General features: G+C 57.4%; 11 protein-coding genes and 2 pseudogenes. 3 read left to right on the top strand and 10 right to left on the bottom strand.

All coding sequences use genetic code 11. From position 1 onward, the window contains the following. Positions 1-24 precede the first annotated feature (24 nt). Both leuD and leuC read right to left on the bottom strand, forming a co-directional pair. Positions 25-666: a 3-isopropylmalate dehydratase small subunit gene (gene leuD, locus CH74_RS03305; protein ID WP_048306063.1), complete on the bottom strand. Its 642-nt coding sequence runs from the start codon at positions 664-666 to the stop codon at positions 25-27. A gap of 3 nt (positions 667-669) precedes the next feature. Then, on the bottom strand, positions 670-2,109 hold the full coding sequence (gene leuC, locus CH74_RS03310) for a 3-isopropylmalate dehydratase large subunit (RefSeq protein WP_048306064.1): 1,440 nt from the start codon (positions 2,107-2,109) through the stop codon (positions 670-672). A gap of 207 nt (positions 2,110-2,316) precedes the next feature. Here leuC and CH74_RS03315 point away from each other — a divergent pair, with 207 nt between their 5' ends. Beyond that, positions 2,317-3,234 (top strand): LysR family transcriptional regulator, encoded by a 918-nt coding sequence (locus tag CH74_RS03315; RefSeq protein ID WP_048306065.1) that lies wholly within the window; start codon positions 2,317-2,319, stop codon positions 3,232-3,234. A gap of 19 nt (positions 3,235-3,253) precedes the next feature. Here CH74_RS03315 and phaC read toward each other — a convergent pair whose 3' ends face one another. From phaC to prmB, 5 genes and pseudogenes are all read right to left on the bottom strand, one after another. Next, on the bottom strand, positions 3,254-5,104 hold the full coding sequence (gene phaC, locus CH74_RS03320; RefSeq protein WP_253272921.1) for a class I poly(R)-hydroxyalkanoic acid synthase: 1,851 nt from the start codon (positions 5,102-5,104) through the stop codon (positions 3,254-3,256). 170 nt (positions 5,105-5,274) lie between these two features. Next, the gene (locus CH74_RS03325; RefSeq protein ID WP_048306067.1) at positions 5,275-5,772 is read right to left on the bottom strand and encodes a phasin family protein; all 498 of its coding nucleotides are present in this window, start codon (positions 5,770-5,772) and stop codon (positions 5,275-5,277) included. After that, complete coding sequence (locus tag CH74_RS03330; RefSeq protein ID WP_367379082.1) at positions 5,762-6,385, bottom strand: hypothetical protein; 624 nt, start codon at positions 6,383-6,385, stop codon at positions 5,762-5,764. Before CH74_RS03330 ends, CH74_RS03325 begins: the two co-directional genes overlap by 11 nt. Positions 6,386-6,469: 84 nt before the next feature. Then, positions 6,470-7,554: pseudogene (gene aroC / locus CH74_RS03335) on the bottom strand (chorismate synthase). A gap of 35 nt (positions 7,555-7,589) precedes the next feature. Beyond that, the gene (prmB, locus tag CH74_RS03340) at positions 7,590-8,540 is read right to left on the bottom strand and encodes a 50S ribosomal protein L3 N(5)-glutamine methyltransferase (RefSeq protein ID WP_253272922.1); all 951 of its coding nucleotides are present in this window, start codon (positions 8,538-8,540) and stop codon (positions 7,590-7,592) included. A gap of 135 nt (positions 8,541-8,675) precedes the next feature. Between prmB and CH74_RS03345 the strand changes: the two genes are divergently transcribed. Continuing rightward, positions 8,676-9,263: a Smr/MutS family protein gene (locus CH74_RS03345; protein ID WP_048306069.1), complete on the top strand. Its 588-nt coding sequence runs from the start codon at positions 8,676-8,678 to the stop codon at positions 9,261-9,263. Here CH74_RS03345 and CH74_RS03350 read toward each other — a convergent pair. Genes CH74_RS03350 through CH74_RS03360 form a run of 3 tightly spaced genes read right to left on the bottom strand, consistent with a single transcriptional unit; the run spans position 9,260 to position 11,983 of the window. Beyond that, complete coding sequence (locus CH74_RS03350) at positions 9,260-10,303, bottom strand: patatin-like phospholipase family protein (RefSeq protein WP_048306070.1); 1,044 nt, start codon at positions 10,301-10,303, stop codon at positions 9,260-9,262. The two genes, CH74_RS03345 and CH74_RS03350, sit on opposite strands and share 4 nt — an antisense overlap. A gap of 13 nt (positions 10,304-10,316) precedes the next feature. After that, the gene (locus tag CH74_RS03355; protein WP_048306071.1) at positions 10,317-11,186 is read right to left on the bottom strand and encodes an alpha/beta fold hydrolase; all 870 of its coding nucleotides are present in this window, start codon (positions 11,184-11,186) and stop codon (positions 10,317-10,319) included. Next, a complete protein-coding gene (locus CH74_RS03360; protein ID WP_048306072.1) occupies positions 11,183-11,983 on the bottom strand; it encodes an alpha/beta fold hydrolase in 801 nt (266 codons plus the stop codon). The genes CH74_RS03355 and CH74_RS03360 overlap by 4 nt, the downstream gene beginning before the upstream one ends. A 264-nt stretch (positions 11,984-12,247) precedes the next feature. Here CH74_RS03360 and CH74_RS03365 point away from each other — a divergent pair. Beyond that, positions 12,248-12,562, top strand: a pseudogene (locus CH74_RS03365) (AEC family transporter); the annotation flags it as partial.

Below are 12,562 nucleotides of genomic sequence, written 5' to 3' on the forward strand. Positions count from 1 at the left end.
CCAAATAAACGGGTGCAGCAGGTTTCAACCGCGAAACAGCCAAGGCTGGGCTACACGATGGCGCTGCTCAAAATCGTGAATTGCTCCTTCATGCTCCAGGGTCAGACCAATATCGTCTAGGCCATTTAACAGGCAGTGCTTACGAAACCCATCCACCTCGAAACTGAACACCTCGCCGCTCGGGGTGGTGACAGTTTGGGCCTTGAGATCCACCGCGAGACGATAGTCATCGCTGGACTCGACTTCCTGAAACAGCTGATCAACAATCTTTTCGCCCAGGGGCACCAGCAGGATGCCGTTCTTGAAGGCATTGTTGTAGAAAATGTCGGCAAAACTCGGCGCGATGACCACGCGAAAGCCAAAGTCTTCCAGTGCCCAGGGCGCATGCTCCCGGGAGCTGCCACAACCGAAGTTGCGTCGGGTAAGCAAAATACTGGCATTCCGATAGCGTTGCTGGTTGAGCATGAACTCCGGGTTCACCGGGCGGTTTGATGCGTCCTGTCCCGGATAGCCTTCGTCCAGATAGCGCAGCTCATCGAACAAATTAGGGCCAAAGCCGGTGCGCTTGATCGACTTCAAGAATTGCTTGGGAATGATCAGGTCGGTGTCCACATTGGCGCGATCGAGAGGCGCCACCACACCCTGATGCTGTTTGAGGGCTTGCATGGCTCAGGCCTCCTGAGGTTGCTGGGTGAGGTTGCGAACATCAACAAAGTGGCCCGCAATGGCGGCAGCCGCGGCCATGGCCGGACTCACCAGATGGGTACGCCCGCCATAGCCCTGGCGCCCTTCGAAGTTACGATTCGAGGTGGAGGCGCAGTGCTCCCCGGCGCCGAGCTTGTCTGCGTTCATGGCCAAGCACATGGAGCAACCCGGCTCGCGCCATTCGAAGCCGGCTTCCAGGAATATCTTGTCGAGCCCTTCCGCCTCCGCCTGGCGTTTGACCAGGCCAGAGCCCGGCACCACCATCGCCAGCGCAATGGAGTCCGCGACCTTCTTGCCCTTGGCCACCTTGGCCGCCTCGCGCAGATCCTCGATGCGGGAATTGGTGCAGGAGCCGATGAACACCTTGTCGAGGCGAATATCGGTGATCTTCTGACGCGGTGCGAGCCCCATGTATTCCAAGGCGCGAACCACGCCACGCTTGACGGTGTCATCGGCGATGGCATCTGGGTCCGGCACCTCTCCTTCGATCGGCGCCACCATCTCGGGACTGGTGCCCCAGCTCACCTGGGGTGCGATTTCTGCTGCGTCCAGCAAAATCTCCTTGTCGAACACCGCATCCTCATCAGATACCAGCTCACGCCAGGCCGCTACGGCCGCGTCCCACTGCTCGGCGGTGGGCGCATAGGGGCGCTCGCGCAGATAGTCGATGGTGGTGTCATCGACGCCCACCAGCCCTACCCGGGCACCCGCCTCGATGGCCATGTTGCAGATGGTCATGCGGCCTTCCATGGACAGATCGCGAATCGCGCTGCCGGCGAACTCGATGGCACAGCCGGTGCCGCCGGCGGTCCCGATGCGCCCGATGATCGCCAACACAATGTCTTTGGCGGTCACGCCGGCGCCCAGCTGACCCTCCACCCGCACTCGCATGTTCTTCATCTTCTGGGCCAACAGGCATTGGGTTGCCAAGACGTGCTCGACCTCGGAGGTACCGATGCCGTGGGCCAGGGCAGCAAAAGCACCGTGGGTGGCGGTATGGGAATCGCCGCAGACCACCGTCATGCCGGGCAGCGTTGCGCCCTGCTCCGGGCCGACCACATGCACGATGCCCTGGCGCTCATCGTTGATACGAAACTCCTCGATGCCGAAGGCCTCGCAGTTGTCGTCCAGAGTCTGCACCTGAATGAGCGATACCGGATCGACGATACCCGCATTGCCGGCGGCACGTTCAACGAGGGTGGTCGGCACGTTGTGATCCGGTGTTGCCAGATTGGCATCAAGACGCCAGGGCTTTCGTCCGGCCAGACGCAAGCCTTCAAAGGCCTGGGGTGAAGTCACTTCGTGCAATAGATGACGATCGATGTAGATCAGCGCGCTGCCGTCGTCCCGCTGTTTTACAAGATGCTGGGACCATAATTTGTCGTAAAGTGTCTGGCCTGCCATGTCGTTCTCCCGGGTCATCGGCCCTGTGTTTGTCTAATCGAGTGCTGTTTAATCGATTGTCACGGCATTTGCGTGAAAAATACTGTTCTTTTCAAATAGTCTCACGCGACTCGAACATAAAATCAATTCATGTTATTCATTCTTTGCATTCCCGAACGGAATAAGCGCCGAAGCAAAAAGCGCGATCCAAACATTGGACGACTGTGAATGGATACTCAAAGCCTGCAAGCCTTTCTCGCCGTCGCCGAAAACGGCTCCTTTTCTCTAGCCGGGGAGCAGCTTTACCTGACCCAGCCGGCAGTAAGCAAACGCATTGCCACGCTGGAAGATCAAATCGGTGAGCGCCTTTTTGATCGTATCGGTCGTCGGATCAGCTTGACGGAAGCCGGCCAGGTACTGCTACCGCGCGCTCGGGAAATACTGGTCATGGTAGAGGACAGCCGTCAGGCACTGGCCAATCTGGCCGGGGATGTTCGAGGGAGTCTGACCATGGCCACAAGCCATCATATCGGCCTGCATCGCTTGCCGCCGATACTCAAGGCTTATACCCAGGCCCATCCGGAAGTGCGCATGGATCTGCGCTTTCTCGATTCAGAGCAGGCCTATCAGGGGGTACTCACCGGCGAGCTGGAGATTGCGGTCGTTACCCTTGCGCCAATACCCGATCGACGCTTGCACGTGGTGCCGATATGGGTCGATCGGCTGCGTTTCGTGTGCGGCAAGGAGCATCCCCTAGCCCGGCAGGATCAATTATCCCTGTCCGCCTTGTCCCAGCACGATGCGGTACTGCCCGGCCATCTGACTTTTACTCGCGACATAGTCCTCGACACTTTTGCCCGGGAAGGACTCGATGTGAGCGTTGGGCTTTCCACCAATTATCTAGAAACATTGAAGATGATGGTCGATATAGGACTAGGCTGGAGCGTGCTGCCGGAGACATTGATCGACGCGAATGTTCATATTTTGCCTGTCGCGCACCGCCCTATCGAGCGACCCCTGGGCTATTTGACTCACAAGAGTAGAACCTTGTCCAATGCCGCCCGCTCAATGATCTCACTGCTCGATAACGCAGCAACGCCCCGAGACGATCGTCTTGGGGCGTTGCACGAACACAGAAACGAGTAACTCAAAAACAGTAAGGGGCTTAGTCAGCTGCCTTGGCCATGGCACTGGCTTGAACTTGCACTTTTTCGCCTTCTATCTGCTGGCCAGTCACCTCATCGATGGACTGACGCACGTAGCGGCCCGGTGCAGGTTCGATAACATCCAATTTACCGTCGCCGGGTTTGCGAGCCGTTACTTTCTTGCTGGGGTCCGCGTAGCCGTTGTCGGTAATCCATTTCTGCCAGTGCGGCCACCAGGAGCCTTCGTTGAAAGTTGCACCCTCAAACCACTCCTCAGGACTTTCAGGTAGCTCGTCATTGACCCAGTAGCCATATTTGTTCTTGGCCGGGGGATTGACGATACCAGCAATATGGCCCGATCCGCCTAGCACGAAGGTCACTGGCCCCTTGGGCAAATGAACACCGTAGTAAGTCGAGTTCCACTTGGCGATATGGTCTTCTTTCGCCGAGATGAAATAACTGGGTGTGGTAATCTCGCCTAGATCGATCTTGACCCCGTCAAGCTCAATGCCATCAGGCTGGGCTAGACGATTTTCCACGTACATGTTGCGCAGATACCAGCCGTGGGTGCCTGCGGGCAGATTGATGCCGTCGGTGTTCCAGTACAGCAGATCGAAGACCGTTGGCGCCTCACCCTTGAGATAGTTGTTGATGTAGAACGACCAGAACAAATCCCTCTCTTTCAATAGATTGAAGGAGAACGACATGATGCGGCCATCTAGATAACCGTCAGCCTCAAGCTGACGCTCGATGCCTTCCAGCGCCTTACCGGTGAAAAAGACGCCAATATCACCGGGATCACGAAAATCGTGCAGGGTCGCCATGTAGCTGACCGAGCGCACCCTGTCGGCCTGTCCTGTGCGAGCCAGATACGCCAGCGCTGAGCCTGTGAGGGTACCGCCGATGCAATAGCTGAGCATGTTGACGGATTTTTCGCCGCAGGCCTTTTCAATGGCGTCCATGGCAGAAATCAGTCCCATCTGCATGTAGTCCGCCCAGGTGATATCGCGCTGCTCGACGCCAGGATTACGCCAGGAGATCAGAAAAACGGTATGCCCTTGATCGGTTAACCACTTCACCATCGAATTGTCTTGGCGCAAATCGAGGATGTAGTACTTGTTTATCCAGGGGGGCGTGACCAGCAGTGGCGTCTTGAAGGTCTTTTCAGTAGTGGGGTAATACTGGATCAGCTGAATCAATTCATTTTCATAGACGACTTCTCCCGGGGTCGCGGCGACGTTCTTACCGATCTCGAAGGCGTTTCGATCGGTCATGGTCACGTTCAGACCTTCAGCGGAGTTATCAAGATCTTCCTGCAGACGTTTCATGCCATCGATCAGATTCTGACCTTTGGTTTCCAGGGTAATGCGCATGACTTCTGGATTGGTCGCAATGAAATTGCTCGGTGCCATGGCGCTGATGTACTGGCGCACATAGAATTTCAGGCTCAACTTCTGCTTGTCGGTGAGGGTATCGATGCCCTCGACCAGCTCATCCATCATGCGAGACGAAAGAAGATATTGCTGCATGATGTAATGATAGAAAGGCTCGGTGTGCCAGGCATCATCTTTGAAACGCCGATCCGAGCGCTCAGGCTCGATAATCGCTTCGCCGGCTTTACCACCGGTGTAGAAAGACTGCACCGTCTGCTGCCAAAGACGCATCTGATCCTGCATCAGACGCATCTGTGCGCTATAAAGCAGCTGGGGGTTGCTTGCCAACGCCTGAGCACCTCGGCTCAGACTCTCCTTCATATCTTCAAGCATCAAGCCGCTGGCTTCGCTGGGCATCATTCGTGTCAGCAATGCCTGAGTCAACGATTGATATTCTTGGCTGATAGCGCCTAGCCTTTCAGCCCAATGCTCGTCCATGAACGGGCCTAGCTCGGATTGGGAATTAGACTCCATACACCCCCCACGCGCCTAATGCGCCTTCGTTGAACAGGATTTTACTAGCTCAAACGCAAACTCCATCGCTATGAAGTTTGCGCTACATGTTCAAGCTACTATGACAAAAGGCCGGCAGCGCCGGCCCAACTTGATCAGCTATTCTTGGTATTGCGCGAGCTTGTGGACTTCGATGAGTCTGCAGCACCCTTTGCCGAATTGGCGGTAGACTTGGCAGCGTCCTGAGTATCACGCATCGCCTGATTGGTGCGATTCATGGCCTGTTCGCTGGCTGAAGAAAAGGCATTTTGCAGCTCTTCACGAAACTCAGAGCTCAGCTCCGCCATGGTGCGAGCGTCTTCCATCATTTGCTGGGAAAGCTCATTCATCATTTCTTTCTGGCGGCTGCTGAAATCACGCATATCGTCTGCATCCTTGATCTCGGAGGCAGCACGCATGCGCTCAGTGCCCATTTGGCTGTAACGCTTCATGGAATCCAGCTGGAACTGGGTCATCTTTTCCATGTTCTCAAGCATGACACCACTGAGCTTGCGCATGGGCTCGAAGAAGCCGCGAGTCTGCTCGGTCAAGGCGTTGTACATTTGCTCTTGCTGATCATTTTGCTGACCATTTTTTTGATCGTTACGTGCCATATCGAATCCCTCCTAATAGAAATTGCATCACCTTATGGTGCGCTCTTTGCTGCACTGCACAAAGCGTAGACGACATCACCTCAAGTTGCAACAGGCTCTCGCTCATATAAACCGACAAATCTTTCCATGGTGCATTACTCGATGGGTGCAACGTGTCAACTCTGGGTCTTGCGTGTCCGACTGCTACCAGAAGACCTGCTAGAGGCACTGCGCGACGAATTGGCGGAACCAGAACGAGTCGACGATGTTTCACCCTCCTTGTCGTTATCATCCTTTTTTTGCTGTCTTCTTTCTGGCTGTCTTCTTTTTTGCTAGATGAAGAAGCCATGGCATTGCTTCCCGCCTGGCGGAACATGTCCATCATCATCTGCTGATAATTTCCGAAATTGGCCATACCCTGGCTCAATCCCTGGTTCAGCCCTTGATTCAAGCTTTGGCTTCCTGACTGCATGAAAGGCTTCATCAGGCTCCATGGGTCATAGCCTGCGACACCCGCTTCCATCTGCTGCTGAATGCGATCCATCATGTTGCGTTGGAACGCCTCGAGGTTCGGAAGCCCCAGGGACTCCCTGAACTCTTCAGGGGTGAGATCGAATTCAACGTTGATTTTCATGTAACGACCCGATTGCTGAACATTTTCGTAAGTGTAGCAGTAATACCGGCAAGAGCACGCCGGCGTATTTGAGAGAGGAAACGCTCAACGCAAATGAGGGGTATCGACGCTTATTTTTGGATTCTGAGCGCGCTGACGCAGTAGGTGATCCATCAGGGTAAGCGCCATCATGGCCTCCGCAATGGGCGTTGCACGGATGCCAACACAGGGATCGTGGCGTCCCTTGGTGATAACCTCGATGGCATTACCTCGCACGTCGATGGCTCGACCCGGCTGAGTGATGCTCGAGGTGGGCTTGAGGGCCAGATGCGCAATGAGTGGTTGCCCCGAGCTAATGCCCCCCAGCACGCCGCCTGCGTGATTGGAAAGAAAGCCTTCCGGGGTCATCTCGTCACGATGTTCGCTGCCTCGCTGGGATACCGTTGCGAAGCCGTCACCGATCTCCACGCCCTTGACCGCATTGATGCTCATCAGCCCATGGGCGAGCTCTGCGTCAAGTCGATCGAAGACCGGCTCGCCGAGTCCAGCCGGTACGCCCTCGGCGATCACGGTGATGCGGGCGCCACGGAATCCTGATCTCGCCGCAGTTGATCCATGAAGGCTTCGAGTTCTGCCACCTTGTCCGGATCAGGGCAGAAAAAGGCGTTGTCATTGACCCCTTCCCAGGATTTGAACTCAATGGGTATAGGACCGAGCTGACTCATGTAGCCCCGCACGCTAATGCCTCGGCTGGCCAGATACTTCTTGGCAATGGCGCCGGCGGCGACCCGCATAGCGGTTTCACGAGCACTGGAGCGCCCACCGCCACGATAATCACGAACCCCATACTTATGGTGGTAGGTATAATCTGCATGAGCCGGTCGGAACTGGTCTTTGATGTTCGAGTAATCCTTGGAGCGCTGATCCGTATTCTCGATGGTGAGACCGATCGGGGTGCCGGTGGTCACACCTTCAAACACACCGGATAAAATGCGAACCTGATCCGGCTCCCGACGCTGGGTGGTGTGCCGCGAGGTCCCTGGACGACGGCGATCCAGATCCCGCTGCAAGTCGTCTTCGGTCAGCGGCAATCCGGGCGGACAACCATCGACGATGGCAGCGAGCGCTGGGCCGTGGCTTTCGCCGCAGGTAGTGACGGTAAATAGCTTACCGAAGGTATTGCCGGACATGCTGCGTTCCTCAGAGGATGTTTACAAAACAGGGCTCAAATAAAATATTGGACGTACTCATCGAGTTCGCCTGCGGTCAAAGCAAACACCCCATGCCCGCCACGCTCGAACTCGAGCCACAGAAAAGGCACGTTGGGAAACGCGCTTTCGAGCGCTCGATCCGAATTGCCGACTTCGACGATCAGCACACCATCGTCTTCCAGATAACCCCGCGCTTCTCGCAACAGACGCCGCACGACGTCCAGGCCATCCTTGCCCGAACCCAGCGCAAGCGCAGGCTCATGACGAAATTCGGCAGGCATGGTGGCTAGATCCTGGGCATTGACATAGGGCGGATTGGCGACGATCAGATCGTAACGCTGGCCTTTGACACCCTCGAACAGATCGGAGAGCACCGCCCGCACCCGCAATCCCAGGTCGTACAGGGTGATATTGGCCTTGGCCACTTCCAGGGCTTCGGCGCTGATATCGACAAGGTCCACTTCCGCGGTGGGCAGGTGTAGCGCCGTGGCAATGCCGATACAGCCCGAACCAGCGCCCACGTCCAGCACCCGGTCGGGGGGGTTATCGGGGAACCAGGCCGCGAAGCCATGCTCGATCAGCTCGGCGATCGGTGAGCGTGGAATCAATACCCGCTCATCGACTAGGAAAGGATAACCTGCAAAAAACGCCTCGCCCAGCAGATAGGCCAAGGGGCGGCGCGTCTCGATACGCTGGCGCACCAGTTCAACGAGTCGTTTACGTTCGGGTGCCAGCAAGCGTGCGTCTAGTACCGCCGGATCCACATCCCAAGGAAGATGCAAACCGCCCAGCACCAGCGCGACCGCCTCGTCCCAGGCGCTGGCAGTGCCATGGCCGAAATGAATGCGGCTTATATGGAACTCGCTGGTCGTCCAGCGCAGAAAATCTCGCAGGGTGAAGAGCTCGGCAGCAAGCTGTTCGTCATTCAGCGTTAGCGTCGAGACGGCGGTTGAACGAGGGTTCACGCAGCATCCTGTCATCAAAGTGGTCGAATAAGGTACGGAAGGATTGTACCCGTCGAGCACAGCGGTTCACAGTCAGAGTCAAGTCGCTATACTGAAACGCTGTACACCTTACCGAATATCAGCAAAGGCCCAACAATGAGCCGACACCGCCGCGATACCCCCGACGACAACGAGATCACCCTGTTTCGTCAGGCGCTGGAAGATGCCGGCGTGCGCAGGCTCAGCTCCGATCGCGCCGATCCTGGCAGGCGCCGGCAGGACAAGGCAGCGCTCGATGAACGTAAAAATGCCGCCACCGCTGCGGTGACCGCTGCGCTGAGCAGCCGTACCAGTGATGGTCGGGTCGAGCCGGTACGCCCCAGTACTCATCTGAATTTTGCGATACCGGACTTGCCGTATCGGACTCAAAGCGCCTTGAAACGAGGGCAAATTCCCTGGGAAGCAGGACTCGATCTGCACGGCTACACGCTGGACGAGGCGCGACAGGAGCTGGAAAGCTTTCTTGATGAGGCGCGCAGCAGGCGCATGCGCTGCGTGCTGGTGGTACATGGTAAGGCGCGTAGCAGTGCGGGCAATTTGCTTGACGACTATCCGGTCATCAAGAGTCACGTCAATGCCTGGCTGAGAGAGTGGCCCACCGTCTTGGCCTTTTGTTCCTCTCGAGAGCTTGATGGCGGTACCGGCGCGGTGTATGTGCTGCTGCGTCGCCGGGGCGAAGCCTAGTTGACAGGTTTTCCTGTGGCGGGCTCGCTTACCATCTCCTGACCGCCCTCACCTAGCACCGCATCTCGCCCTTCGTAGCGATCCAAGGCCTGCACCGCCAGATGGCGCCCGAGCCGGATCAGGGCATCAGCCCGATGAAACTCATAGGCCCCACACACCGTTTTGGGAATCTCGATCAGGATATCCGGCGGATAGCCGGCGATCTTGTACTTGGCCAGCGCCCCTTGAGTGATCTCGAAGGAGGCAAGCATGATATCGAGCTTGCTCCAGGCGCGTTGCGCGGCACGCTTGTGCTTGTTGGTTGGATCTTTCTTTTCTTCCACTTCGGCGCTGTCTTCATCCTCTTCCTGTGGACCGTTGAACATGCGCTGAGCGCGCTCACGCACCCATTTGGAAAAGCCCTTGCCCTGAGCCTCGAGTTCCGCTTCTCGAGCTTGCTCTCGCGCCGCCTCGTCCTCTGGCAACAGCTCTTCGAGAGACACCGGCTGATGGGACTGGGCCGTGGCGTTGACCGCCAGTACCAGATCCGTACGCGCCGATACCGTGGGAATGATCGGCAGTGGATTCATCAATCCGCCGTCTACCAGTATCTGCCCGTCGAGGCTTACCGGCGTGATGATACCGGGTACGGCGATCGAGGCACGAATCGCCTGCAAGAGTGGACCACTTTGAAACCACACTTCCCGCTGACGATTGAGATCCGTGGCCACGGTCGTCAGCGGGATAGGTAAATCCTCCAGCAGCACATCGCCGATCAGGTCCTCGAGCTTGTCCATCACCTTGTTGGCGCGCATCGCCCCCAGTGGGCTCCAGGTCACGTCGATCAGTTTGAGCACGTCAAAATAGGCCAGATCACTGACCCACTCGCGATAGCCGTCCATCTGGCCCGCCGCAAAGACGCCACCGACCAGAGCCCCCATGGAACAGCCCGAAATGGCGACGATGTCATAGCCTCGGGAGACGACTTCATCGATCACGCCAATATGGGCATACCCTCTTGCCCCACCGCTGCCCAACACCAGGGCGATACGTTTGCTCACATCGATATCCCTTTCATTCGTTGCCACGAATCTCGGCGACGATCGTTTCGCTGACCGCTGCGACCGCGTCTGGCTCCAGATGCAAATGATGTCCTCCCGCCAGTACCCGGCGACGCAGCGGCTTGACCGCGCTGCGAGCCTGTTGCGCTCTGTCGCGCTCACCCAGAATACCGCCATCACCCTCGATCAATAGGGTCGGTGTCTCGATGGCATTCAGAATCCCCTGCACCTGCTCCGGGCAAAAGCGCACCATTGACGGCCGCAGCAGACGTCCATCGGTACGCAGACGGTAGCCATCTTCTCCAACCTTCTCGAGATTGCGCCGCACCAGAGGCTCGGCGGTAAGTGCATCGATGGCGGTCACGCCGCCATTGACCCGGGCTGCGATGGCACTCTCGACATCTGCATAATGCGGCGCGCGGGAGCTGCGCCGCCGATGGCCTTGTAATCCCTTGCGCAACTGCTCAGCGGTCTTTTCCGCGGGGGTGCTTAAGGTACCGAGTCCATCGATCAGAACCAGACGCTCGACCCGTTCCGGCAATGCGGCCGCTACCAGACAAGCGACCCCGGCGCCCATGGAATGACCGAGTAGCGGCGCGCGCTTGAGCCCCAGAGATTTCAACGCGTCCAGCACATCCTGAATGTAATCCCAGATAGCATAGTCGGCCCCGGCGGGGTGACGCTGGGATTTGCCATGACCGCTGAAGTCGATGGCAACGATACGTATGCTCAAATGTTCGACGAGCAAGGGGGCCAGCCGCGAGAAACTCGCCGCGTTGTCTAGCCAGCCATGTAGTGCAAGCCAAATGGGTGAGCTTTCACGACCCCAGCTCAAGCCGGCCAGTCGCCCCTCGGCCAGGGATATTTCAGTTGCTGCAATCATGAACGATGCTTCTCCAGCAGGGAGTCGATGGTGATCAACAAGGTAGTGCGCGCCTCATCAGGATGCTCCATGGGAAACATGTGGCTGCCCGGGGTGGTGACGACATGAATGCCATGGCGCATTAATCGACGTCGGCGGGCAGGGGTCAATAGATCGGAACGATCGCCGGCGATCAACGCCAAAGGCGTCTCGATGCGCCGCGCAATACCATGCAAGCGATCCGGCAAGGATCGAAATATCTCGACCTCCACCGCAGGATCGAACAGCAGCTCGACGCTGCCGTCGTCCCGGAATCGGGTGCCACCCTCGATATAATCCTGCAGCGCCGCCTCGGTAAAGGGTTTGAACAACCCTCGCTGGCGCAGATAGTGGCCCATGGCATCCCGGTTGGGCCATGCTTGACGCCGCCCCTTGCTACGCCCCGCCGGTGTGACGCGATCTACTATCTTCAGACGCTTGGCGGTGCGCAGCGCCAAGGCGTCCAGTCCCACCATCAGCGGTGAGTCGAGCATCACCACGCAGCGCAGTGATTCCGGTACTATTTCCGCGGCCATCAGCATCAATACGCCGCCCATGGAGTGGCCCACGCCGATGACCGGCGTATCGAAAGAGCGCAAATGCGCCACCAACTCGTCGCGCAGGGCTGGCCAGTTGTCGCTTACCGGATGTGCCGGATCGTGACCGAGACGATCCAGGGGATGAAGATCGAAGCGGGAATCCAGCGGGGCTAGAAAGCTTTTATAGCTGGCGCCGGTAAAACCATTGGCATGGGCGAAAAGCAGTCGCGGCAATGACATCGAAGCCTGTGTTCCCTATGGTAAATGATGTGATTGTGACAAGCATAAGGACCTGCTAGGCGTAATCACCCTGGCGGTTTACCATAATGCATCGACCTTTAGAATCATACAGTCGTTTAAATTCCGCCTTTTACTATCGACAAGGAAGCCGCTGTGTCACGCTCCCGCCCCCCTCGCAACACAGGCCGCGCAACGCCCTGTTTTTTGCCACGGTGATTGCCGCCGTCATTGTTGGCCTATGGCTGGCCCGTTAGGTTTTTGTCCATGAACCTCATTGCTATCTTTGCGCAGACCCTGGAAATCACCCTGCCGGTCTTTGCCATGGTCTTCATCGGCATCGGGCTAAAGCGCATCGGCTGGATCGACAGCGCCTTCATCACCACCGCATCGATGCTGGTATTCAAGGCGACGCTGCCGGTGCTGATCTTCCTTAGCATTATCCGCGCCGATCTCGAGGCCACCTTCGATCCCGCACTGATGATCTTCTTTGCGCTGGCGACCGTTGCGTCGTTCTTGTTCAGCTGGATATGGGCCGGTTGGCGAGTCCCCAAGGACGATCGGGGCATCTATGTGCAAGGG

Source organism: Halomonas sp. PR-M31, from assembly GCF_001039575.1.
Lineage (GTDB): Bacteria > Pseudomonadota > Gammaproteobacteria > Pseudomonadales > Halomonadaceae > Modicisalibacter.